Raw genomic sequence first — 26,308 nt, 5'->3', positions numbered from 1 at the left:
TACAGAAACGGGTATTACTATGGTAACCATTCGCAAGAATGCATTTAAGGTGGGTGATACGTTTGTCACCCTGATCGGAGATGCAGTGCAGGTGGGGGACATTGCTCCCGAATTTACGGTTCATGCCGCTGATTGGTCGCCTGTGAGTCCCCTGCAAGAGTCGAAGGGCAAGGTCATCATCCTTTCGGCTGTCCCTTCACTCGATACCAACGTCTGCGACCGCGAGACGCGCCGTTTCAATGAAGAAGCATCTAAGCTGAGCGACGAGGTAGTTATCTATACCATTAGCACCGATTTTCCGATGACCCAAAAGCGTTGGTGTGGCGCAGCAGGTATTGACAGGGTAAAAGTGCTCTCTGATGTGGTCGAAACCGAATTCGGTTTGAAATATGGCCTGCTGATCAAAGAACGTCGCTACCTGCGGCGTGCCGTCTTCATTGTTGGTCGTGATGGTATCCTCACCTATGTCAACTACCTGCCATCCCTGGGCGACGAACCTGACTATGACGAAGTGATTGCTGAAGCGCAGCGAGCATTGGGGTGAATCAAGCTATGTCTCGTATTCGGGTAGCAGTAGCCCAATTTAGTACGGGCACCGATCTGGCCGCTAACTTGCAAACATGTCTGCGAATGATTGACCAGGCAGGGAAGGTAAAGCCTGATGTGATCGTGTTGCCTGAATTCATTAACCATCTTGCCTGGTATGAAAACCCTGAACACTGCTACGCTGTGGCGGTGACTCCAGATGACACCTTTTTGCGGGCCATCGCGGCCAAAGCCAGTTCCTATCACTGCTACATCAAGGTTAACGTCACTATGCGTCGGGCGCATGGTAAGGTAACAGGTACGAACATCCTGTTCAATCCAGGTGGGCGTATTTGTGCCATGAATGATAAACAGGTCCTGATGGGAAATGAGAACAACTTCCTGACTCCTGCTACTGACATTGCTCCCGTGGTGGAGACGAAATATGGACGGTTGGGTATGTATGCCTGCATGGACGGTGTCATCCCCGAAGTGGCACGCTCGCTCGCCGTTCGGCGATCACATTTGCTGCTCAACAGCCTCAACTCATTTGCATTCGATGAGGCTTCACTGCACATTCCGGTTCGCGCAGCGGAGAATAAAGTGTTTGTCGCTGCTGCCAATAAAGTCGGTTCGCTTGTGCCCGAAGAACTGCGCGACATGGTTGCAGCACGATTACAGATCTCACCCACATTGCTTGAAGGAGCAGGTGAGAGTCAAATTGTTGCACCTGATGGTAGCGTCTTGGTGAAAGCCCCGCGGCAAGGCGAAGCGGTGGTTTTTGCAGATATTGACTTGCGTGAAGCAGAACATAAACTGCGACCTGATGGGACAGATATATTCTTAACCCGACGCCCTGAATTGTACGTGCCCCTGGGGGATCATCCTCAGGAGCCTGATCATTTGAGCGCAGCACCAGAGGTGTTGGCGGGAGCGATCCAGGTCTCAAGCCAGGGACGGGATGCGCTTGAGTTCGCTATCAAAAAGGTTGCAGAGGGCGTTTCAGCAGGGGCCAGGCTCATTGTCCTATCAGAGTTATTTCACGTGACCACGCTCGATCACGCTGAAGAAGCCTCGTCCGAGATGATCCGCATGCTTCAAGCAGTGGCAGAGGATTGTTATATCGCGACGTCAATCGTGGAAGATAAAACCCATCTAGGCGTACTGTTCAACCAGAAAGGGGTCGTTCTCAAACAGCCACAGTTACACCCTTGCGGTAGACATCCCTGGTCCAGGTTGGGAAATACGCTGAATACGTTTGATAGCGAATGGGGACGGATAGCCCTGATAACAGGTAATGACGCGATTTACCCTGAAGCGTTCCGTCTGGCTGCATTGCAGGGTGTGGCAGTGGTAGCGGTGCCAACGCAGGTTTTGGAGGAATGGGAAGTAACACTAGGCTTCCGGGAGCGTGCTGCCGAAAACAGAATGAACGTTGTAGTCGCCAGTTCTACGGCAAGCGGTATCTATGCAATTACCGAAGATTTTACCCTGTGGACACCATGGAAGAACCGTCCCTTCGACGGTAACATCAATGTACCGGTGGTCACGATGGCCCAGGGCGATGAATTAACGTTGGCCTCGATTCATCCGGCAGCAGCAGCCAACAAGATGGTGTCTTATCGTACGCACCTGTTACATAACAGACCCTGGATGCTGATGCAACCTGTGATTTCCTGAACATGAAAGGGAAAGGAGCAGCCGATGACAGGAGATACGACACAACATCTGGCTGATGTGCTGGATTCACGAGCGCCGGTTGACAACACCGAAACGTTCCGTTATCTGCTGGATGTCCGTGAACGGGCCTGGGCAATTATTTGTTCAAACCTGCCTGTGCGCGAAGACCTGGCGTGCAGAGATATTCAGCATATCCCAGACCTGCAAGGGAATATCGTTGGTAACATACACACGTACACGGGTGAAACGATCGACTGGATCGTTCGTTCGTGGATAGGACGACCGGAGACGGGTTTTACCAACATTCATCTGACCTGCTGGATGAACGAAGAAACAGATGTGCCGCATTTGGGCCTGGCCCTGGGTACTGCACCGGATGTTTTTTGCTACGTAGACTTTCTTCCCCGTTACGACCCACCGTTGCATTTTGACCATCTAAACCAGTATCACGAAACAATGAATGAAACCTGGATTGACCTTCGTAGAAATCCTCGCTACAAGACCTTCACCCCAGTTCATTTGTATACCCGCTCGACACTTTCTCCTATCGCAATTTGTGGTCTGTTACCCTTTGACGATTTCAAGGCGGTCGTGGAGCCGGTCATGCTGCAATACGTGCGACAGTGGATAGAGTTTGTCAAGCATGCAAAGCCGCTAGACCCAGAGAAGCGTACTGCTGTCAGGCAACGCGATATTGTGCTACGCCGTACTATCGTCGAAAAAGACCCCGCCAACGTGTTAGCAGACCGTCTGGTAGGTGTGCCGATGCGCGAACGATTGGTTCGCATTTTGCACGCTGAAGAGCGGGAATGAACACTAAAAGCCTGGTCTTCGAGGGGCTTTACTATGAACACGATATGTGCACAATTCCCCGTCCTGATTGTAGGTGCAGGTCCGGTGGGGCTTTCACTGGCAATGGCATTAGCACGGAAGGGTATTCCAGTGGAGGTCTTTGAAAAGGACGCCGAACTCAACACACAAATTCGCGCCAGTACGTTTCATCCCAGAACGCTGGAACTCTTCCATGAATGGGGTGTGGTCGATGAGGTCATTCACCATGGGTATAAGGTGCATCGCATCCAATACTGGGAGCGCTCGCCCCGTCGATTAGCTGCGGAATTTGATTATGCCTGTATTGCTGGCGACACACCTTTCCCGTATCGGTTACAGTGTCCACAGTATATCGTAACGCGCATTCTGAAGCCGGCTGTTGAGGCTATTTGTCCAGGCAGCGTTCACATGGGGCATGAGTTGATTGACTTTACCGATCATGAGACGCATGTGACGGCAAGGTTTGCCACTGCGCACGGGATCGTTGAACGGCAGGGGGCATATCTGGTTGGAGCAGACGGCTCACACAGCACAGTGCGCAAGCGTTTGACCATTGGCTTCCAGGGAAAAACCTACGAGGATCGCTTTTTGCTCATAGGTGGCGATCTCAAGGTTGATACGCTATTTCCTGGGGCAGCGCCGGTATGTTACGTCTTCGATCCCAGGGAATGGGTCATTATTCTGAACTTGCCCGACATTGTTCGTGTTGTTTTTCGGATGACGAATGATGAAGATGAAAACGTAGCCTTACGCGAGGCGCATCTGCGGGCACGTATGGAACACTTCTTCGGTCAGTTGCCAGCCTTTCGTATCAAAACGACGCAACTGTATCGCGTTCATCAACGTGTTGCCGACACCTTTCGAGTAGGTCGTGTCCTTTTGGCTGGCGATGCTGCGCACAACAATAACCCGGCTGGTGGCATGGGTATGAACAGCGGTATTCATGATGCTGCCTGTCTGGCCGATGTGTTTTACCGGATACAGAACGGCGAATCAAAATCCCTGCTTGACGTTTATGCCGAAGAGCGTCGCCGATATGCGGTAGAGTCGGTTCAGCTTTACACCGACCAGCAGTACCGGCACATGGTGATGAGCGATGAAGCAGAGCGGGAGCGCAGAAACAAATTTCTCGCCGACACTGCAAATGATCCGGCCAAGGCGCGAGCGTATTTGTTGCGGGCAAGTATGTTAGAAGACCGCATTTGAACACGCAGATCGCCTGACATCTGTCCGCACTTCGAGAAGGTTGCTTATGAGAATCTACGGACATTTCATTCACGGACGTGAAGTTCCTGCAGCAAGTGGCGAAACGTTCCCCAGCGTTGCGCCTATGAGTGGTGACATCCTCGGTTATGCTGCATGTGGAACTGAGGCAGATGTAGAAGTGGCGGTTTCCTCGGCGCAAGAAGCGTTCGCTTTCTGGTCATCGTTACCGCCTGCCCGACGAGAGCGAATATTACTCGAATGTGCCAATGCGGTGGAAGCACATCACGACCGTTTACTCAACTTATTGATTGATGAAAGCGGCTCCACGATTGTCAAGGCAAGGTATGAACTTCTGTACACGCCCTCAGTGTTACGTGCCGCAGCCGGTGAAGTGCGACGACTTTACGGAGATACACTGCCGAACGAGAAGCCCCATCGTCTTTCAATGGTGGTACGAGAACCGGTGGGTATCGTTGCAGTGATTTCACCATTCAATGCGCCACTGGCACTTTTAGCGAAAATGGCAGCTTTTCCACTTGGGGCTGGTAATACTGTGATTGCCAAGCCCTCGGAAGAGACTCCGCTGATTGCTGTCGAATTTGCTAAGGTGTTGTACGAAGCTGGCTTACCGTCCGGTGTTTTCAACGTTGTGACCGGCTGCGGATCAGAATGTGGTGAACCACTTGTCAAACATCCTGGAGTACGTGGGGTGGCGTTCACAGGGTCAACAGCTACTGGCATCAAGGTCGGTCACATCGCGATTCAGACGTTGAAGCGCTTGCAATTGGAACTGGGCGGAAAAAACCCTCTGCTGGTGTTGGGCGATATGGATATGATCAAAGCGGCAGAAATTGCTGCGGTGGGCGCATTCTCTCACAGCGGACAAATCTGTATGTCAAGCGCTCGCATTATCGTTGAGGCACCCCATGGTCTGACCTTTGCCCACGCGCTGGCGAAGAAGGCAGCCAGTCTATATCTGGGGGATTTGCGTGATGAACGCACGGCTTACGGCCCACTCATCAATCAACGCGCTGTAGAGAAAGTGTTTCGTCACGTGCAGTTGGCCAGAGCAGGGGGAGGACAGGTGATCACCGGTGGAAATGTGGATCACGGACTGGTCTTTCAGCCAACCGTGATTTATAACCCACCGAGGTGGGGTGAATGCTGGGAAGAAGAGACGTTTGGCCCGGTAGCACTGGTCACCGAAGTATCTTCTCTGGAAGAAATGATTGCAATTGCCAATGAAAGCCAGTATGGTCTCAGTGCCGGTATTCTTACCAATGATCTGAAGCGCGGGCTGAGTGCAGCTCGTCAAATCCGCTGTGGCGCAGTTCATCTTGGAACGCATTCGTTCCAATCAGACCCAATGGCGCCGATTGGTGGGTATGGCATGTCAGGTATTGGCCGTAGCGGCGGTAAATACTCGATTGAACACTTTACCGAACTTAAGTGGATTTCAGTAGAGTCAGGAGAGACGTCGGGACCGTTTTAAAAGTTGCCGCATTAACGACCGACAGAGATCGCGACAAGCAAACACAGCATTCCCGTGACCAGTAGGACCAGTAGGGTTTACGACATCACAAGCGCCTGATTGTGAGCACGGCTGGTGGGGCAGCCACGCTGCCGTACTCCAAGCGATGCGACACACGTATGGCAGGCGGGCATGGCAACCAATTCAGCGCGTGATGGTAGGAGATGGTCGTCAGCCTCCTCGCTTCCATGCTGGCGTGCCGGGTGCAAGATATACTGTCGTTGGTGATTGGCAAGCGTTCATGAGCCTGTGCGATGGTCAGGTAGCACAACAGCACAGCTTTTTATGAAATAAATGCTAGTGTTTGCATCGACCTTCCAGACTTGCAAGAGCTGCATATACTTAACAGACCATCCTGATGTCCAATGCATGGACGATCCTCTTCGTCCTTCATTGTAAAGCCCTATGCCGGCATAGGTTACACGGAGCGATAGCGGACAGATCAGCACGTACTACACATATCTGGTGCATGGGGTGCGGAAGTCTGGCTTCCGCACCCCACACGACCCGATGCCTGCATAACTGAGCGTGTAGGGAAAATGGCTCAGGAACGTCCTTAATGCATCGATGTATGGATGAGCTTCTAGTATTCCCGCAGCAGGGTGCCACATCCGTACACCTTGTCCATGATGCTGTTATCGCGTAGAGCCATCCACCATGTTGCAGCATTGATAGCGATCACAGGTTTACCCAGCCAGCGTTCAGCCTCATCGGCAAGGCTAACCATGCTCAAGTTTGTGCCGACCTGTACCAGAGCATCAGCATCTTTGTTGACCTCGATAAGAGCTTGACGTAACTCATCCTGAGACACATGGGCGATAGCAACTGCCGTCGGGCAACGCAGTCCCTTGATGGCTGTCACTTCAAAGCCCAAATCATTGAAAAATCGCACGACGTTTTTGTCACCAATCGGCTGATATGGTGTTACAACGCCGATTTTCTTTGCTCCAAACAGCTTGAGTGCACGCTCGCAGGCTTCGGCACCGGTAGCTACAGGTAAACCGCCGGCCCAATCGGAAATCATTTTGGTAAATCGACGATTGCCTTCCACGCCGTCCCAGAACGTTTCGGCACTCATACCCATCACCATATAATCCGGTTCGGCGGTCAACACCCGCTCGATAGCGTATTTGATTTCTATGCGAATTTGCTGTAGCAGATTCACAAACGCTTCATCACTACTCAGATTTTGATCGCGGATGTGAATGCGTACGACATGGGCGGTCACACCGGGGACAGTCATGCGGTAGAAATCAGGCTCCACGATTGTGTTGGTACTGGGGATGATGACGCCAAATTTTTTGCGATAGCCGAGTTGGTCTGGCATAGGTGACATCTCCTTCCTGAACCGGTGCTGGTCGCAACTCCATGGGCTATATCTTGACAAAGCCGTTTAAATGTTATAACATTATAACATACTAATCGACTCCTGGCGATAGATTCTCGTAGCACAACATACTCATAGCTGATCTGACCTGTGCTAATCGTACTCGCCCGATCTGCGGATGAGTCAATGTGGTACCGGCCTGTCTTGCAAAAGGGTAGACGGACCATAATGTCATAATATTTCAGAGTCAAATATGTCACTCATTTACAAAGGCTACGTAGATACACCTTACGGGCAAATTCACTACCGACGACTCAGGCAGGTTGATGGCCCGATCCTGGTACTGCTACATCAGACTGCCAGTTCAGGGCAGATGTTTGAACGTCTTATGGGCTTGCTCGCCGGTGAGTTTCACACTATTGCCCCTGATACCCCTGGGTTTGGAAATTCGTTTTCCCCGCCTGAAGGATTCACCATCGAATTTCTGGCATCCTCACTTCACGCAGCGCTGACAACGCTTGGCGTTGCCTCTTGCTACGTATTTGGGCACCACACCGGTGCGGCTATTGCTGTTCAGATGGCGTATGCACACCCTGAATTTGTCCAGAAAGTAGCACTTTCAGGGCCACCGTTGCTTAGTGCAGATCAAAAGGATCGGCTAAGGGCCAGCCTTAAACCGATAGAACTGGTCGAAGACGGGTCACATCTGATAGCAGTCTGGCAACGCATTCGCCAGCGTGACCCTTCCCTGCCACTTGAGATTGTTCATCGTGAAGTGTTGCTTACGCAGATGGCACGTCAGGCGGCTCAACGAGCTTATCAGGCGGTTTTTGAACAGTCATTTGGAGACCAGTTATCTGCCTTGCAACAACCTGCTCTCATTATCAGCGGTGAGTACGATACACTCCGAGATTCGGCAGAACCCGCTTATGCTCTCCTGAAAAATGGACATATTTGTATTGTGCCAGGAGCTGGCCCATATCTTTGTGATCAACACGCCTCCGAAGTCGCACAAATACTTCGCACTTTCTTTCAGATGAGCTGAAAGGTCTTGTTACTGCTGTAAATAAGAAGATATCTAAGAATTAGCTTTCAAGAGTTTTGTTAAGAGTAAAACAATGTGTTGTAAAAACGCTATTTATTTGGTTTTTTGTTTTTCACCGAAGGAGAAGGGTTATGTTAACGATGCTTTACTTGATTTTTGTGTCAGTCTTTGTGTATTTCACCTGGCAGGCGATCCAGCTCTACCGTCAGGGGCGGTCGTCGTATGCCCTGTTGTTGACCGTTGTCCTGGCCGGACTGATCTTTGATACGCTGGTTATCCTTTTGGGACGCTTTATAGGAGAAGGTTCGCTGCTGGCAATGCTCAATGCCGGGCGGTACCTTGTGCATGGAATTGTCACGCCATTTTTGATTATCTTTGGTTTTGGCGTGCTACGCCGGGCCGAAATTGGTTGGACGAAAGGAAGAACAGCCCATATCCTGATTTGTATCCTCACGACCCTATTGATTGGCCTTGGTATTTATGAAGACGTTTTGGCACTCGATCTGCAACCGCATACTGTTATGGACACTCTTCGGTACGTGAATGAAGGCGGGTTGAGAGGGCCGCCTGTTCCAGCTCTGGTAACTATCATTCTGCTCATTGCCTGGGGCGTAATTCTATGGCGCAAAACCGGCTGGTCATGGCTGGCGGCCGGAGGGGTGTTGATGTTCATTGCTGCCGGAACAGGTACATTTTACATCGGCAATCTCGGTGAAGCAGTGCTTGGCCTGGCTAATGTGCTGACGGCACGAAAATTTTTCGGCCTGACAAAAAACGACGGGGGGATGCAATGGAAACCTACACTCTCTCCTTAGCGCTTGTGGATTTTTTACCGGTACTGTTTGCAGCGATTGGCCTATCCTTCATCGCCCGCATGGTAACGCACGTTAACCCTTATCAGGGACAGATCGCGGTATTGGGGGTCTTCCTGACGGTAGCGGGAGGTTTGGCAAAGGCCGTTTGGAAACTTGTTATGGCACTTACCCAGAGCCAGGTCAACTTGACTTTGCTCGATGACGCACTGTTTGTTCTGATGGCGCCAGGCTATACGCTTATCGCCTGGAGTGTCTGGCAGACTGCTCGTTCGGTACGCCGGCAGAAAACCTTCCATGTCTGGATTCCGCCAACTAGTTTCATTGCCCTGACCTTTGCAGGCTCTATCACTCTGTACGTGGCGAATCCATTTTCACCTGCGTGGGAGCGTATCTTGCTTAGTGTCATGGTACTGGCAACCACCGTGACAGGCATCCTGCTCATCATCTTTGCCTTTCGCCAAAACCTGCCGCAGGCAGGCTGGCTGTTCATTCTCAACCTGGTCGGTGTTTTTGTTCTCAATGGTATGGCTCGCATGGAGCAAACTATAGCCTTACAATGGGTTGAGCAATCGATCAATGCTATTTCCTGGCTGGTGTTCTGGTTGGCAGCGTCTAAAATGTACCAATACGTGCGACACAGTGTTGGCATGTACGCTGGCCGCACACCACAAGCCGCTTCGGTGTGATGTTCTCTATCTGACCGATTCCAAACTGGCAAGCCAATTTTCTTGGGGATAATACAACTGTTTTCTATGTATCGCCAGTCTGGTTTGTACCAGCCCTCGCGCAAAGACATCCATCGCTCATGGCATACTTGTGGCAGATCACCGTTGAGCCGCTGATGGTATCGTTGCAGGTACGAGCGCACCGGTTTAACGCATCCGCGCTCTAGTGTGTTGTCAGGGTGATGTCTGGTAGCGTACCGTGCTTTTGTTGATACCGGATGGGATACGACTTCCCCCGTAGCAGTGCCTTCTGGAGCAGACATGGTACTGGCTGGAAACGGGATGGCGGGTGGGGGTGTGATATCAAATCTGACCAATACTGTGCATCATCGCCGAGGCTATCAAATCAAATCTTGCTCAACAGGCTGCATCGTTTAGGTGTGATCCTCGCGCTGAAGCGTTACCACGTATGTTACCGGTGAGGCGGTGGTGGGTTGTCTCAGTAGGGGTGACGCATGCGTCGCCCCTACTGACGTCCAGCGGTTCATCGTCGCAGCCCGAACGTGTGGCGAAACAACCTTACTCGCGCACCAGCAGCGCTATCGGCCAGTGACCAAGTACTTCGGCCATTGCCAGGCCAGCACCAGCCTGGTGTTCGACGACGGTCAGGCATTCGTCGGTGAACAGGTTGCGGTAACGTGTTCCCGGCAGGGTATTGGGCAACGGGAGCCATGTCTCTTCCCAGAGGTCGCCAAGCGGTGGGACTTCCCGACCGCCACTCAGGCGAGCGGTGAGACGAGGTGCGACAGTTACTGCTTCGCCGGCAGTTGGATGGCGGCGGGTAAAGGCGATGACATGTCCGGCTGCCGGTCCTTCGGCGTACAGGGGCACATACTCGCCATTGGCAAAGAGTGTGGGGCGGTCGCGGCGTAGCTCTAGCGTTGTCGCAATTGTATACAGTTTAATCCGGCCATCAGTGGCGGTAGCCAGTAGATCGGCAGCCAGTGCCGCTACACCGTCTTGCTCACGTTGTCGACGGATGGCCGCCAGCAGTGCAGCACGCCGGGCAAAGTCCACCGGTCGTCGATTGTCGGGATCGACCAGACTGAAATCCCACAGTTCGCAACCTTGATACAGATCAGGAACACCGGCTGTTGTCAGGCGCACGAGGGTTTGGGTCAGGCTGTTGAAACGACCGAAAAAGGCGATGCGCCCGGCAAAGTTGTCGAGACTCTCCAGAAAACGCCGCGAGCGACGCGGATCGAGGATGCCGGTCACAAACCGTTGGACGGCTGCATCATACTCTGGGTTTGGATTGATCCAGCTCGTATTGACCTTCGCTTCCCGGGTTGCCTTTTCCATGTAGGCGGTTATCCGGGCTGTGAAGTCGGTCAAATGTTCCATTCCTTCCCAGGCGCCAACCAGTGTCTGATAGAGCAAGTACTCGTCATTTCGGGTTGGTGCCGGACTACCCTCAATGGTGCTGCGCTTCGCGGCATTGAAGCGACTCCAGCGTACCACGCGTCGTCGCCACTCATCAGGTAGCTCGCTGAGTACGCTCAGGCGGGCACGCACATCTTCGCTCCGTTTGGTGTCGTGGGTTGATGTTGTCACCATACTGTGTGGCCAGTGCTGTTGCCGTTCCTGAGCTGCCTGATGCAATTCGGCCACCTCACACCCGAAGAGTTCAGGATGGCCACCAACTTCATTCAGGGCCACCAGTCGGTTGTAGACGTAGAATGCGGTGTCTTCAACCCCTTTTGCCATCACCGGCCCGCTTAACTGCTGAAACTTCATCACGAAACGCAGGACGTCGGCGTGCGCTTCAGGGGCAAAATGGTGGAGATTGCGCAAGAGCAACGTCTCTTCCAGAAAGTCGAAAATCTGGGCAGCCGTGCGTGGATTGCGTCGTTTGGCTTCACGAACGGCGTAGCGAATCGCCTGTTCGTCACGCTCGCTGACAACGCCATCCGGGCCGATATACGTGCGGTAGACGGGCATCGCCGCAATCACCTCGCGAATCGCGAAGGTCAGGCTGTTGAGGGTAAAATCACGATAGCGGCGGGTATGCTCGCTCAACCGGTCGAGAAGGTGGCTCAGGGTATTGACTTCACTGGCCAGTGAGACCAGCATGATCTCCTTCTTTTTGCTGTTGACCAGGTTAGCAAAGGTAGGTTGGGGGCCGGCGAATTGGGTGTACAGACGATTGAACGCCCGCTGACTGCTGCGGTCGATCAATACACCACCGATCTGGTTGAGAAAGTCGTAGCCGGTTGTACCGGCTACTGCCCAATCGGCGGGTAATGGTTCGCCGTGGCTGAGAATCTTCTCGGCAACTATGTAGAGGGGCCAGGAGCGCTCGCCACGCTCAGCCTGAGCCAGGCGTTGACGGATTTGATCATCGAGATCAGGTGGTGCACTTCCGCCGAAGTGGAATGCGGCTCGATAGCGCAGATAACTCTCTTGCAATTGGCGAAAGTAGGCTGCTGGCTGCCACAGTCCATCAGGGTGATCAATCCGAACGCCGGTAGCAATTCCTTCAGCCAGCAAGCGCAACACCAGATCATGCGTGGCCTGTAATACTTCGGGTAGTTCAACCCGAATCGCTGCCAGGTCGTTGATGTCGAAGAAGCGACGATAATTGATCTCCTCGGTGGCGACACGCCAGAACGCCAGGCGGTACGATTGGCGGGCAATCAAGGCATCAAGCAGGTCGAAGCTACGCGGATCGCCGGGCACGCCGTTGTAGTCGGCCAAGGCCCGTTCGACCATGCGGCGTACCGCTTCACTGGCTTCGATCAGTGTTGCAATCCGGCGCTTGATCACCTCTTTCTCGCGGTTGCGCTCGATCACCCGATCCGGCGTGGTTTCGTGACGAGACGGTAAATAACCGATGGCGGTGATAATGCTCTGCAATTCGATGGCGTCGGGATGATCTGCGCCCAATTCATTCAGCAGCTCATCGAGGCGGTGGGCAAGAATGTCGGCATAGCTGCGCGGATTGAGCGGAAAGCGATGCTCCCAGTAGTTGAGGCTAAAACCGCCGTCATTGTCGTAAGACAGACGTAGTTCGCCCCGCTCAAGAATGACGCCGTACTGATCACCCAGCACCGGCAATAACACCTTCCCCTGCAATTCGGGTGGTACCGGGTCCCAGTCGATATCGAAGTACGGTGCATAGATCGAGCTTGGCCCGTTTTCGAGCACGTCGCGCCACCAGGTGTTACGTGGATCACCAATTCCCATATGGTTGGGGACGACATCGAGGATCAGCCCCAGATGGTGTTCGCGCAACACAGTGGCGAGATGAGAAAACCCCTCCTCACCCCCTAGTTCGGGGTTGAGATGGGTATGATCGGTAATGTCGTAGCCGTGACGACTCCCGGCGCGGGGGGTCAGAATGGGCGAAAAGTAGAGATCGCTAATCCCAAGCTCAACAAAGTAGGGTACGTAGCGAGCAACGTCGGTAAAGGTCAGATCGGTATTCAACTGGAGACGGTAGGTTGCACGCGGAACACGCAGTTCTACATCAATCATGGCTCTCCTGGCGGCAGGCGAAAGCGTAACTTGACACCTAATGATCGAAAGAGGCGTAACCATGCATGGGCATCAGCATAGCCTTCACCTGCGTCAATATTCATTTGCGGATACACGGTTTGCAACAACTCGTAGTAGACATTTTGCGTATGCCAGACATCAACCTCGAATGGCAGGTTGCGGGCCAGGCCAACCGCGGCATCGAGCTGCGTCAACAATCCACGGTCTTCTGGCGTCAACTGGAACTGCTCACTGATTGAGCGGATCGTTCGGGATAGTGCATAACTTAATCCTTCGCTATCGAGGGTGACGCCCGACCGTTGGGCTTCCCGTAACAGGCTATTGATCCGATCAAAATCCAGTGGTTCAGCCTCGAACAGACGGCGCAGTTCGGTATTGATAGCGAATTCAGCGGCGATCTGGAACTCACGGGGAACAGGCATACCCATACTGGCTAGAAACCGCATGAGTGGGGCATGGTTTTCGTAGATTTGGCGATACGCAGCCTCAGCCTCGGCCAGACTTGAGGTGAGGATGCGATGCAGAATCTGGCGCTGCTCGTCGCCAAAGAGCAGCTTGAGCGAATACTGCTCCTGACCGAAATTCCGGTCAACCATGCGGATCACACCCGGAATATCTGCCCGCAGAAAGAGTTCGCTTAACTCTTCAATCAGTTGCCGGTATGACTGCTCGCCCTGGTACGCCCGGACACCACCCGAAATGTTGTGATCGCCGAGATGCAGCACGCCGAAGCTCAGGCGGGTCGCTTCACCGGTAATCGTCGACTGAATGTGAATCCGCCCCATCGCCAGACGCGCTTTACCGGCCAGCAACAGATGGTAATCTTCACGGTCAACCGTGTAGGCATAGATTTGTTCACGCTCACCTACACCGTTGAAGAGGGTCTTCATGGCGTAGTGAGCACCCACTTTACGCAGGTCAACCATTGCCGGACGTACATGGCGTTCGTAGAGATCACGACCATTGCCACGGGCCGGTAGATTACTCCGCGCCTGCGCGAGTCGATCAAGAAATTCTGTCTCGAAATCCTCACCAAACAGATCGTGCGCCAGTTGCAGTGCCCGTCCGGCGTACATCATGACCTGAATGGTCTCAATCCCACTCAGATCGTCGAAGAACCAGCCACACGAGGTATACATAAGCATCAAGTGGCGCTGCAATTCCATCAACTTCAGCACCGCGATCCGTTGACCTTCATCGAGCCGGCCACGACCGTGACGGCCAATGAAGGCGGCGATATTCTCCGGTGAACGATTCAAAATGACACTGATGTAGTCATCGCGGGCAGCCCATGGATCGACGAGCAGGCGGCGGGCGTACCCCTCAAAGCGAGGGGCAATCGTGTCGCGCAGCCAATCGAGGGCTGTACGTAAGGGGGCACGCCATGCCTGATTCCAACCCGGATTGCCACCAGTATTACAACCACAATCGCTCATCCAGCGTCCGACACCATGCGCACAACTCCACGACGTGCGCTCGATAATCTGCACTTCGTGGGTTGGCCGATAGCGCTGCAAGTAGGCGGCATAATTCGTCAACTGCGCCAGTCCGGTTTGCTCGATGTAGTGCAACGCATAGGCCAGCGCCATGTCACCATGGCGGTGATGATGCCCATACGTTTCGCCGTCGGTGGCGATATGAGCTAATTGGGGCCACGGCCGCTGATCGTTGAAGATACTGGCCAGACGGTTGGCAAAACCTACCCCACTACTTAGCAGACGCTCGAAGGCGACGGCACGGGACACCGGGCCATCATAGAAGAAGACCGTGATCGACCGTCCTTCCGGTAATTTGACCAGATACGGCTGGGTGGGATCGATCCGCCCACCGCTGACATCGTGCCAGATCAGTTCGCCGATTTTGCGCACATGACTGGCCTGGGTTGGGGCCAGAATGGTAAAGCGAATCCCGTGCGTAGCCATAATGTCGAGGGTTTCAAGATCAACGGCGGTTTCTGGTAGCCACATCCCTTCCGGGTCACGGCCAAACCGGTGCTTGAAATCCTGAATCCCCCAGATGACCTGCGTCACTTTGTCACGGCGGGCCGCCAGTGGCATAATCAGGTGGTTGTAGCACTGGGCCATTGCTGAGCCAGCCCCGAAATAGCGCTGGCTCTCTTGATCGGCATCCAGAATTGCCTGATACACCTGTGGTGCGTGATCGGCCAGCCATGTCAACAGGGTTGGCCCAAAGTTGAAGCTGATCCGGCTGTAGTTGTTGACAATCTGAACAATCTGGTTTTGGCTGTCCAGAATACGTGAAGCGGCGTTTTGTTCATAGCACTCGGCAGTTATTCGCTCATTCCAGTCGTGGTATGGATACGCCGAGTCTTGCTGTTCAATTGTTTCAAGCCACGGGTTTTCGCGTGGTGGTTGATAAAAGTGGCCGTGAATACAAATCAGCCGCTCGGCCATGATGCACGCTCCCAGAATACTCACCAACGATTATGATGCTTCTGCTGTCAGTAAGACAGCACTGTGACCGGCACAGGTTACCCAACCCTCGTTGCAGGTTGCCGATGACGGATCTGCACTGTCCATGCGGATGCGCCAGGTATCAGCAGTCAATTTAATCCGGGCCGGTTCAGCCCCAAAATTGAGCAGTAGTCTGATTGCAGGCCATTCTACAACAATTACCCGATTAACGATGCGGGTGCGCGGTCGTTGGCGCAAGCCGGGTAGGGTGCGGCGGAGTGACAGTAGTTCCCGGTAGAATGCCTGATGGGCGGCGTGGCAACCAACGGTGCGCAGCGCATGGTTGAGCTTTGAGCGGGTGAAAGTGGCCGGGTCTTGGGGATCGGGTACTTCCTGCCCCGGACTGAGAAAGTATGCAAATTCGCGCTTGCGCCCCTCGCGTACCCCCTCGATGAGTGCCGGATCGCTGTGGTCGGTAAAATACTGAAACGGTGCCGGTTCGTTGTACTCTTCACCCATGAAGATCAACGGTGTATACGGGCTGAGTAGCACAGTAGCCGCAACCAGTCGCATCTGCGCTTCACTCAGCGTTGCCCCCAGCCGGTCACCTAAGGCGCGATTACCGACCTGATCGTGGTTTTGGGCAAAGACTACAAACTGCTCGACTGCCAGATCAGACGGATCACGCCCAAAACGGCGGCGGGCATGCGGCGAGTATTCCCCGGCGAAGACAAAGCTCCGTTCGAGCGCAGTCGCCATCTGCTCGAGGCTACCGAAGCCTTCATAATACCCACGCTGCTCTCCTGTTAACAACGTATGCAACGCATGGTGAAAATCGTCCGACCAGATACCGCTTAGCCCGTAGCCTCCCAATACCTTGGGGCGGGCAAAACGCGGATCGTTGAGCGGATGTTCGGCGAAGAGATACGCCGGTCGCCCCAGCCGGATTGCCTGAGCCTGCACTCGATCCGCCAGCTCTTCGAGGACGTGGTACGGCGACACATCGAAGATCGCGTGCGTTGCATCGAGGCGCAGTCCGTCGATGTGATATTCGCGGAGCCACTCCAGCGCATTTTCGATAATCAGCCAGCGCACCAGATCGCTCTCTGGGCCATCGTAGTTGATCGCAGCACCCCACGGTGTCTGGTAGCGATTGGTGAAGGCTGGAGGGGCAATATCCCATAAATAATTACCCTCTGGACCAAAGTGGTTGTAGACCACATCAAGCAGGACGGCCATACCATGCGCGTGAGCGGAATCGACCAGCCGTTTCAAACCGGTCACCCCACCGTAAGCGGTATGCGGTGCATAGAGGTACACGCCGTCGTACCCCCAGTTGCGCACACCGGGAAAATGTGCTACTGGCATCAGCTCAATTGCTGTGATGCCCAAATCTCGCAGGAGTGGCAAGTGAGGGATGATCGCTTCAAACGTTCCCTCCGCAGTAAATGTGCCGACATGGAGTTCGTAAATGACCAGGTCGCTGAGTGGTACGCCGCGCCATGCCGTGTCAGTCCAGGCAAAGGTGTGATCGACAACGGCAGACGGGCCATGCACCCCTTCAGGCTGGCAACGTGAAGCCGGATCGGGTCGCTCGCGGTTGCCGTCAAGCCGATAGCGATAACGACTGCCCGGTGCTGCTGTGGTAACCACATGCCAGCAGCCATAGCCAATCGGTTGCATCGCTATCGTCTGTAGTGTCGGGTCGAGTAACACCAGTTCTACTCTATTTGCAGTCGGTGCCCATAAGGTGAAGGCAGTTGTACCATCGGTGCGATAGATTGCACCAGGGAGAGGAAGATCAAACATCGCCAAACCTCTTGATACGCAGGCCGGAAACCTGTCTATGTCGTATACTATGCTGTCCCGGTACGAAGTACGGTGTCGCTGAAAGGTGTGTACGTCTGGCCAGGGCTGGTGGTAAGCAAGGCTGTCGTGGTGAACACAGGATCGTTACTATAGCCGGGAGTAACTCACGCCGGCAAGTTACTCCCGGTCAGGTGGAGCATAAACAATCGGCAGTCACGAAATGGAAGTGCACTCAACGTGCACCTTGAGTGGTAGTACTTAGCCGGCAGGCTTCAGGAAGAGCGCACCCAGGGGCGGCAGGCGCAGTCGCAGCGAAAAATCCCGGCCATGGACTGGAACTGCGTCGGCCATCACACCACCAGCGTTGCCTTGACCACTTCCCCAGTAGTACTCCGAGTCACTGTTGAACAATTCACGCCACCAGCCACCTACCGGTACTCCAATCCGATAATCCTCACGCACGACCGGTGTTGCATTAATCACGATCAGAATCTGCTCACCGTAGCGGCTCTTGCGCAAAAAGCTGTAGACGCTGGCATCGGCGTCGTTGGCATCGATCCACTCAAACCCGCGTGGATCGCAATCCAGTTCGTGCAAGGCCGGCTCGGTACGGTAGAGATGGTTGAGATCTTTAATCAGGCGCTGCATCCCTTGATGGGAAGGAAACATCAGTAAGTGCCAGTCCAGGCTGGTATCGTGTGACCATTCGCGCCACTGTCCGAATTCGCCACCCATGAAGAGTAGTTTTTTGCCGGGTTGAGCAAACATATAGCTGTAGAGCAGGCGCAGGTTGGCAAACTTTTGCCAGACATCGCCGGCCATCTTGTCGAGCAGTGACCCTTTTCCGTGAACGACCTCATCGTGCGAGAGCGGTAGCACGTAGTTCTCGCTGAACATGTAGAGGCCACGGAAGGTTAATTCGTTGTGATGGAAGCGCCGATAGATCGGATCGCGACGGAAATACTGAAGAGTATCGTGCATCCAGCCCATGTCCCACTTGAAGCCAAAGCCCAATCCACCAACGTAGACCGGTCGCGATACCATTGGCCAGGCCGTGCTCTCCTCGGCGATTGTCTGCACATCGGGGTAGTACTTGTACATCTGGGTGTTCAATTCACGCAGGAAGCTAATCGCCTCCAGATTTTCGTTCCCACCGTATTCGTTGGGAATCCACTCGCCGGGTCGGCGCGAATAGTCGAGGTAGAGCATGCTCGCTACGGCATCAACCCGTATTCCGTCGATGTGAAACTTATCCAGCCAGCAGAGTGCTGAGCTGATCAGGAAGCTCCGTACCTCATTCCGACCGTAGTTGTAAATGTAGCTGCCCCAGTCGGGATGGTAGCCTTTACGCGGATCGGCGTGTTCGTAGAGATGGGTACCATCGAAGTAAGCCAGTCCATGACCATCAGTCGGGAAGTGGCTGGGCACCCAATCAAGGATCACCCCAATCCCGTGTTGATGCAGATAATCCACGAAATACATGAAGTCTTGCGGCGTTCCGTACCGGCTGGTCGGCGCGAACATACCCGTCGATTGATACCCCCAGGAACCGTAGAAGGGATGCTCGGTGACCGGTAACAACTCGACGTGGGTAAATCCACAATCTTTTACATGCTCGACCAGCTCGTGGGCCAGTTCACGGTAATTGAGCGGACGGTTGTCCTCTTCCGGTTTGCGCCGCCACGATCCCAGATGCACTTCGTAGATGGAGATTGGCGCATCGAGGCGCTGCCGTTGCCCCCGTTCGCTCATCCACTGCTGATCCGACCAGGTGTAATCGCGATCCCAGATAATGGCAGCCGTCTGCGGTGCGACCTCGAAGTAGGTGCCGAAGGGATCGGTCTTGTCTTCACGATAGCCGTAGTAGCGTGAGGCGATGTGGAACTTGTAGCGCATGCCTTTGCCGACGTGGGGGATAAATCCCTCCCACACGCCCGAAAAGCCGCGCTGACGGAGTGGGTTAGCACCGGCATCCCAGTTATTCCAGTCGCCGATCACGGCCACATACTCGGCATTTGGTGCCCAAACTGCAAAATAGGTGCCCGGTACACCTTCCAGGACGACCGGCTGAGCACCAAATTTGTCGTACAATCGGTAATGGGTTCCCTGGTTGAACAGATAAATATCATCCTCACTGAGGATACTGGTCATCATAGCACGCGCAGCCGCCGATGGTTCCTCAAGGGTTGCGGTTGGTGCATCCGTGGTCGAGGCCGTTACTGTCGTGGAAGTATCATCAGCGTTCACCACCTGTTTACGGCGGGTACGGCGAGGTTTTTCGGTATCACTCATTGCAGCCTCCTTTATGGTGCTTCAAGCCGATGGTAACACAGGAACATCGGCGGTAGCGATCATTCTTCAATCTGGCGTAAGATGCCGTTGATCGGGATTGGCAGCCAGTCAGGGCGATTGTTCATCTCGTAACTCAGTTCGTAGACAGCTTTTTCGACGACAAACGTCTCGAGCAGGGCTTCGAGATCGGCCTGATCCTGGGGGACGAATGCTTCATGGCCGGCTGTCGTCAGATAGCCATTGAGAAAAGCTGCACAGACCCAGAAACTCCACATATCAGCCCAGCGCTGAAGCCGCTCGATCTCTTCAGTGCTTCTGGTTGAGCTATCGCGGGCATATAGAGCAGCATAGGCGGCATACTGGTATGAACGCAACATGCCGGCCACATCACGCAACGGTGAGCGTTTGATCCGCCGCTCGCTGATCGGGCGCAATGGTTCACCCTCGAAGTCGATGATCATGTAATCTTTGCCGGTGAAGAGCACCTGTTCGAGATGGTAGTCACCGTGAATGCGAATACGCACCGTCTCGATCTTGTCACCGGTAATCCGTTGCAACCGCGCCAGGAGCGCCTCTTCACTCTGGGTAACACGCTCTGCCGCCGGACGAACGGTTGCTGGCAACGACGGCAGCAGTTTCCGCAAATCTTGCAGCGTGTGTCCGATCAAACTCCGAACGCTCTGGTAGATCGAGCGCTGGTAAAGGGTTGAGAAGGGTTCAGGCGCCATCGTTGGCCCACTCCCTTTGGCCAACGCCTGATGCATCTCCGCAGTCCGCTGACCGAGCAGGCGTGCCGACTCGAGGTAACCACCGATCAATTCCTCAACCAGGGCTGGCGGTGGCTGCTGCGCAGCCGCGAGCATGCCGGCAACGCTTGCCTTCACAACCGGCGGCACGACATCGGTACGGGTGAGCACCGTATCATAGTAGCGGCGCACGACATCGAGCGCGTAATCGAAGGCATCACCTTCGTTCTGCACATAGCCCTGAACGATTGCCAGCGTCAACGGTTCATCTTTGCCGCGCAGGTATTCAATGTAGCCGGCTACCGGTGGTGTATGAGGGAAGCCAACCTCTTCGGTCAGGAAACGTCCCAGTTCCAGATCGGGATTGCGGCCTTGCTCAATCTTGCGGAAGAGCTTCATAATGAGCCGACCACCAAAGTTGATCGATGAATTGCTTTGCTCGCCACGCATCAAATTCGGTTCCAGGCCATCACTACCGCCGAGGAGCTTGCGAAGCGCACGGGTCGTACCACCCACCAGTTCACCACCGGCCTCACCCCGCAAACGGCGCCGTCCGATCATCAGTTCCAGGAGCGCCGACGCAAAGCGACGCTCACCGAGCGGGTCGTACAGGATACCGGCTTCAGGTCGGCGGCCAACCCGTAGTCGGGCAATCACCATGTGGCGTTGATCGGCCAGAAGCTGGTCGGCGCGTTCGCCTTCGGCATACGCCATTGGCAACAAGTAGGTCTCTGGTGCCCCCTCAACATAGTTGACCTGCAACAGGGTGAGGTAGGCCGGGCCACCGGCATAATCGAGACGGGCAAACTCGCTTACCTGCACCTGTTTGATCTTGCGTGTTTTGGCCCCAAACCAGCGCCGGTAGCGCAAGTAATCGGGTAAGACTCGCTCAAGCCGTGTCTGCCGACCATCGTAGAAAATCGCATCCCACTCAATCGCATCAACCGGAATCTCAACCAATTCGGTTTCGGGTTGGAGTGTGGGTAAGCGTACTCCCTCAACCCGTTGTGGTGTCAGCGTAAACCAGTAGAAGCTGTGTGGGCCAAGGGTTAGGAAATAGGGCTGATCGCCAATCGGTGGAAATTCCACCTGACCGAACAGTTCAACCGGCATCAGTCCGCGGTACGGCGAGAGATCGATTTCGACCCCCTGCACAAACCGCGATAGATTGAACACGGCCAGGAGAATCTGGTCGTCGGTTTTGCGCAAGAAACAGAGTACCTTGCGATTTTCGGGGTAGAGAAATTCGAGCGTTCCCCGCCCAAATGCGGCGTAGCGTTTCCGTAGTGCAATCAGGCGTTTCGTCCACCACAGCAATGAATGCTGATTAGCGCTTTGCGTCTCGACATTGACCGTCTCGTAGTGGTACTCCGGATCGGTAATCACCGGCAGATAGAGTTGCTGAGGATTAGCCCGCGAAAAACCGGCATTCCGATCACCACTCCACTGCATCGGTGTGCGCACACCGTTGCGGTCACCGAGATAGATGTTATCCCCCATCCCGATCTCATCACCATAATAGATCACCGGCGTGCCGGGCAGCGAAAAGAGCAATCCGTTCATTAACTCGATCTTACGGCGATGGTTGCCGAGCAATGGTGCCAGTCGCCGGCGAATACCGAGATTAATCCGGGCCTGGGGATCACGAGCGTAGACCCGGTACATATAGTCGCGCTCTTCGTCGGTGACCATTTCGAGAGTCAGCTCATCGTGATTACGCAAGAAGATTGCCCACTGGCAATTGTCGGGAATAGGCGGTGTTTGCCGCATAATATCGATGATCGGATAGCGATCCTCAAGGTGAACCGACATAAAGAGCCGGGGCATCACCGGGAAGTGAAAGGCCATATGGCACTCATCACCATCGCCGAAATAGGCAACCGCGTCCTCCGGCCACTGATTGGCCTCGGCGAGAAACATACGCCCCTGGTACTTTTCGTCCATATGCTTGCGTAAGCGCTTGAGAAAGGCATGGGTTTCCGGCAGGTTCTCGCAATTGGTGCCTTCTGCTTCGTAGAGGTAAGGGATGGCATCGAGACGCATGCCATCGACGCCTAGATCGAGCCAGAACTCCATCGCCTTGAAGACAGCACGCTGGACAGCCGGATTTTCAAAATTGAGATCGGGTTGATGACTGTAGAAGCGGTGCCAGTAGTACGCCTGCGCGACCGGATCCCACGTCCAGTTACTGGTCTCAAAATCTTTGAAAATGATCCGGGCGTCCTTATAGCGGTCGGGTGTGTCCGACCAGACATAAAAGTTGCGGGCTGAAGTACCGGGCTTAGCCCGCCGGGCACGTTGAAACCAGGGGTGCTGGTCAGAGGTGTGGTTACAGACAAGCTCGGTGATGACGCGCAGCCCACGCCGATGGGCTGCGCGAATAAACACCTTGAAATCAGCCAGTGTGCCGTAATTGGGATGAATGTTCGTGTAATCGGCTATATCGTAGCCATCATCGCGCAGCGGTGAGGGATAGAAGGGGAGCAGCCAGATTGCCGTTACGCCCAAATCTTGCAGATAGTCGAGCTTGCTGGTCAGGCCGGGAAAATCGCCGATGCCATCACCATTGCTATCGCAAAAAGCGCGTACATGCAATTCGTAGATAACCGCATCTTTGTACCAGAGCGGATCATCGGCTAACAGAGTCGGTGTCTTGGCCGGGCGTACACGGTTCATGCCACTCCCTCATCGTACAACTATCAGGCGAAATACTCAAAGCCGCGCTCGTCACGCCGGAGCCGGCGAATACAAAAGATATGGACGGGAGCCATCGGGCTGAGCTGTACGTAGTTAAACTCTCCCGACCAGGTGTAACGTGCGTCCGTCAACAGATCGTGGGCCTGGAACACGCCGTTCACGTTCCAGTCGTTCAGCGGCACCTGTACCCAACCACTGTGGGTACGTTCTGGGTCAAGATTGACCACCACCAGAATGATGTCACTGCCGTCCGGTGATGTCTTACTATACGCGAGCAACCATTCGTGCTCGTGAAAATCGATATCGACGCGGTGGAAGCGCAGGGTGTCATTCCGGTGAAGGGCCGGATGCTCACGCCGAATCCGATTGAGCTGGCCGATGTAGCCGCGCAGGCTGTGCGGTGCATCGAGATTCCAGTGCCGGATTTCGTACTTCTCATTATTAATGTACTCTTCACGTCCGGCTACCGGCGTGTGCTCCATCAATTCATACACCGGGCCGTACATACCCCAACTGGCCGTCAACGTCGCTGCCATCGCAGCGCGGGTCATAAACACCGACCGCTGACCGGCGTAGAACTGTGGGGTTAGAATGTCAGGTGTATTCGGCCAGAAATTGGGAATGAAGAAATCACTGACCGGGCGGGTGTTCAATTCCTGCAGATAGCTGGTCAACTCGTGTTTGGTAGTGCGCCAGGTGTAATAGGTATAGCTCTGCGTAAAGCCGATCTTGGCCAGATGGTACATCACCTTTGGCCGGGTGAACGCTTCCGAGAGAAAGATCAGGTCGGGATGTGCGCTCTTCAGCGAGTTCAGGCACCAATCCCAGAAGCGAAAGCTCTTGGTATGCGGGTTATCCACCCGAAAGATACGCACACCCTGCTCGATCCAGAACTCGAAGACCCGGCGCAGCTCTTGCCACAGCCCCTGCCAGTCTTCCGATTCAAAATCGAACGGGTAGATATCCTGATATTTTTTCGGTGGATTCTCGGCATACTGGATAGTTCCGTCTGGGCGAGCGCGGAACCACTCCGGATGCTCACGCACATACGGATGATCGGGTGAGCATTGGAACGCGATGTCAAGCGCTACTTCGATACCGTATTTCTGCGCTTCGCGCACCAGCGCCCGAAAATCATCCAGGGTACCCAATTCGGGATGAATACTCATATGTCCGCCATCGGCATTCCCAATCGCCCATGGGCTGCCCGGATCGGTGGGGCCGGCATTCAGGCTGTTATTTTTGCCTTTGCGGAAGGTGTACCCAATCGGATGAATTGGTGGCAGATACAGGACATCAAAACCGAGTTCGGCAATATATGGCAGCCGCTTAATCACGTCGCGGAACGTACCGTGACGACCTGGCTCGTCAGCCGTCGAGCGGGGAAACAGCTCGTACCAGGCGGAAAAGCGTGCCCGTTCACGTTCGACCGTTACCGGGTAAATCTCAGACTCGGTAGCAAATCGGCGTGGCAAATGGACAGCCATCAAGGAGTGGATTTCAGCAGCAAAGGCTGTATCAACATCACCGGCAATCAGGGCTGCTTCGGCGACGTGCAGCACGGCAGCATCAGCGTCACTGGCATTACGTGCTGCTTCACCAACCAGCGCGGCACCGATCTGCAAATCGACCCGCACATCTTGCCCGGCAGCCAACCGCTTCTCAAGTTGATGCACCCAGGTCGCGAAACGGTCGATCCAGGCGACGACCTGAAACTCATGCCGGCCGATGCTATTCAGGGTAAACTGACCTTCCCAACGATCATTGACCAGTAAGCGCATTGGTGCTTCATGCCATGTGTTAGCGCCTACCGGTCGATGGCGTACTACCGCTGCCAGTTCATCATGACCATCGGCAAATAGATCGCAACTGACCACCAGCGTATCACCGATGATCCGCTTCACCGGATAACGACCACCATCAATGATTGGCTCAACCGCTTCAATAATGACCCGTCGCCGTCCTTCACCGATCACCGATAGATCGAGCTTCGCTTTTGCCGCCGTGCGGCGGGTACGAGTGCGTGACTCCTTGACGGTCATTAGACCTCCTCAATCTGACAGCAAGCAATGTGCGTTCTGTGCACTTGCGATAGACGACAAACCGTATAGGTCGGTACGTCGTATGCTGGGGTATTGATAATCTGTGATGAAGTGCCAGCAGATGATATACGACAAACCGTATGGGCCGGCAAGCCGCATGCCGGGCATGTCCGTGATCTATGACAATGTTCAGTATGCCTGCCCTTTTGATTGTACGTTCCCCGGCGGGATGTGTCAAACTAGTTGCATGCGGTACTGATTGGTAACTTGTGTTGGTCGTCTAAGCATCTACTGAAACCAGCACATAGTAGTTCTCAGTGCGTACGAAATCGACAACGACATACCCGGCGGCAAAGGCAGCTTCAGCCCAGGCCCGAAAATGATAACGCCAGGCCTGGGCAATTGCCGGATCGTGCTGCTGAAGAGCAGCAAAATCGGCAGGAATAGCCAGCCGCACAACCGGTTCATGGGTAATCTGCACCGGCGTATCTAGTGTTGGGTTGAGCAATGGTGATCTGGCAACCTGATCGGCTGATGGGCGGGCAAATGGCGAGTGTAACAGCCACCACTCGACCTGAAAACGGTCGCTGGGCAAGATGCCATCAACGAGTTCTGGCTCAGGCCCATACACATTCCGCAGGTAGGTACGGCTGATTGCGCCGAGTTTGTGCAGATTGAGATGGGCATTGCGGGCCAGCAGCGGATCAAACGTCCACGTCATCAGCTCCAGGTCTTGGGCCAGCACAAACTCGCGTTGCGCCCGTTTGAGTTGTTCGCCAATCCGGGCATCGCGCAGATCGGGGTGGACGGCTGCCATGTGTGAAGCGTGTTTTAACCGTCCGTCGACAGTGCGCGCCAGAAAACCAAAGACAAAGCCGACTAGTTCGTCACCTTTGAATGCCCCCAACACCAACCCGCCGTTCCGCTGTACGGTGGTCAGTAAGTTGAGCGGCACCACAAACTCGTCACCCCATACCACTTGCTGAAGTTGTTCGCATGCTCGATATTCGGCATACGTTGTTAGCGGACGGATATCAATCTGCATGGCATCCTCTCAATAGACAGGTTTCAAACGTAAGACACCGCCGTGCCCGTCAATCAATCGCAGCTCTTCATCTGGTATTT

The 26,308-nt window shown here is 54.3% G+C and carries 16 protein-coding genes; 8 read left to right on the top strand and 8 right to left on the bottom strand.

Translation table 11 applies throughout. The features are described from left to right. Nucleotides 1–19 precede the first annotated feature (19 nt). Genes tpx through VAE57_RS01700 form a run of 5 tightly spaced genes read left to right on the top strand, consistent with a single transcriptional unit; the run spans nucleotide 20 to nucleotide 5,734 of the window. Nucleotides 20–544, top strand: coding sequence for a thiol peroxidase (tpx, locus tag VAE57_RS01720; RefSeq protein ID WP_322820189.1), 525 nt, complete (start codon nucleotides 20–22; stop codon nucleotides 542–544). Between the two features lie 8 nt (nucleotides 545–552). Further along, the gene (locus VAE57_RS01715) at nucleotides 553–2,205 is read left to right on the top strand and encodes a carbon-nitrogen hydrolase family protein (protein WP_322820188.1); all 1,653 of its coding nucleotides are present in this window, start codon (nucleotides 553–555) and stop codon (nucleotides 2,203–2,205) included. Between the two features lie 24 nt (nucleotides 2,206–2,229). Further along, on the top strand, nucleotides 2,230–3,018 hold the full coding sequence (locus VAE57_RS01710) for a hypothetical protein (RefSeq protein ID WP_322820187.1): 789 nt from the start codon (nucleotides 2,230–2,232) through the stop codon (nucleotides 3,016–3,018). A 33-nt stretch (nucleotides 3,019–3,051) separates the two neighbouring features. After that, nucleotides 3,052–4,242, top strand: a complete 1,191-nt coding sequence (locus VAE57_RS01705; protein WP_322820186.1) for an FAD-dependent oxidoreductase — start codon at nucleotides 3,052–3,054, stop codon at nucleotides 4,240–4,242. Between the two features lie 46 nt (nucleotides 4,243–4,288). Then, a complete protein-coding gene (locus VAE57_RS01700) occupies nucleotides 4,289–5,734 on the top strand; it encodes an aldehyde dehydrogenase family protein (protein ID WP_322820185.1) in 1,446 nt (481 codons plus the stop codon). Between the two features lie 622 nt (nucleotides 5,735–6,356). Here VAE57_RS01700 and VAE57_RS01695 read toward each other — a convergent pair. Next, a complete protein-coding gene (locus VAE57_RS01695; RefSeq protein WP_322820184.1) occupies nucleotides 6,357–7,100 on the bottom strand; it encodes a hypothetical protein in 744 nt (247 codons plus the stop codon). 253 nt (nucleotides 7,101–7,353) lie between these two features. Here VAE57_RS01695 and VAE57_RS01690 point away from each other — a divergent pair, with 253 nt between their 5' ends. The 3 genes from VAE57_RS01690 (at nucleotide 7,354) to VAE57_RS01680 (ending at nucleotide 9,646) form a co-directional block, all read left to right on the top strand. Then, nucleotides 7,354–8,145: an alpha/beta hydrolase gene (locus VAE57_RS01690; protein ID WP_322820183.1), complete on the top strand. Its 792-nt coding sequence runs from the start codon at nucleotides 7,354–7,356 to the stop codon at nucleotides 8,143–8,145. Between the two features lie 131 nt (nucleotides 8,146–8,276). Continuing rightward, complete coding sequence (locus tag VAE57_RS01685) at nucleotides 8,277–8,960, top strand: hypothetical protein (protein ID WP_322820182.1); 684 nt, start codon at nucleotides 8,277–8,279, stop codon at nucleotides 8,958–8,960. Next, a complete protein-coding gene (locus tag VAE57_RS01680; RefSeq protein ID WP_322820181.1) occupies nucleotides 8,936–9,646 on the top strand; it encodes a hypothetical protein in 711 nt (236 codons plus the stop codon). Before VAE57_RS01685 ends, VAE57_RS01680 begins: the two co-directional genes overlap by 25 nt. Nucleotides 9,647–10,204: 558 nt before the next feature. Here the strand turns inward: VAE57_RS01680 and VAE57_RS01675 are convergent. The 7 genes from VAE57_RS01675 to VAE57_RS01645 all read right to left on the bottom strand — a co-directional run bounded on the left by VAE57_RS01675 (nucleotide 10,205) and on the right by VAE57_RS01645 (nucleotide 26,228). Further along, entirely contained in the window at nucleotides 10,205–13,162 is a 2,958-nt protein-coding gene (locus VAE57_RS01675; protein WP_322820180.1) for a malto-oligosyltrehalose synthase, read from the bottom strand. Next, nucleotides 13,159–15,597 (bottom strand): DUF3536 domain-containing protein, encoded by a 2,439-nt coding sequence (locus tag VAE57_RS01670; RefSeq protein WP_322820179.1) that lies wholly within the window; start codon nucleotides 15,595–15,597, stop codon nucleotides 13,159–13,161. The genes VAE57_RS01675 and VAE57_RS01670 overlap by 4 nt, the downstream gene beginning before the upstream one ends. A gap of 30 nt (nucleotides 15,598–15,627) precedes the next feature. Next, complete coding sequence (gene treZ / locus VAE57_RS01665) at nucleotides 15,628–17,406, bottom strand: malto-oligosyltrehalose trehalohydrolase (RefSeq protein WP_322820178.1); 1,779 nt, start codon at nucleotides 17,404–17,406, stop codon at nucleotides 15,628–15,630. 258 nt (nucleotides 17,407–17,664) lie between these two features. After that, on the bottom strand, nucleotides 17,665–19,698 hold the full coding sequence (glgB, locus tag VAE57_RS01660; protein WP_322820177.1) for a 1,4-alpha-glucan branching protein GlgB: 2,034 nt from the start codon (nucleotides 19,696–19,698) through the stop codon (nucleotides 17,665–17,667). A 59-nt stretch (nucleotides 19,699–19,757) separates the two neighbouring features. Beyond that, complete coding sequence (gene treS / locus VAE57_RS01655) at nucleotides 19,758–23,120, bottom strand: maltose alpha-D-glucosyltransferase (RefSeq protein ID WP_322820176.1); 3,363 nt, start codon at nucleotides 23,118–23,120, stop codon at nucleotides 19,758–19,760. A 23-nt stretch (nucleotides 23,121–23,143) separates the two neighbouring features. Further along, entirely contained in the window at nucleotides 23,144–25,183 is a 2,040-nt protein-coding gene (locus VAE57_RS01650) for an alpha-1,4-glucan--maltose-1-phosphate maltosyltransferase (RefSeq protein ID WP_322820175.1), read from the bottom strand. A gap of 280 nt (nucleotides 25,184–25,463) precedes the next feature. After that, entirely contained in the window at nucleotides 25,464–26,228 is a 765-nt protein-coding gene (locus VAE57_RS01645; RefSeq protein ID WP_322820174.1) for a hypothetical protein, read from the bottom strand. Nucleotides 26,229–26,308 lie beyond the last annotated feature (80 nt).

It is taken from the genome of Chloroflexus sp. (assembly GCF_034434295.1).
Lineage (GTDB): Bacteria > Chloroflexota > Chloroflexia > Chloroflexales > Chloroflexaceae > Chloroflexus.
This window is presented reverse-complemented; position numbering and strand designations above follow the sequence as displayed.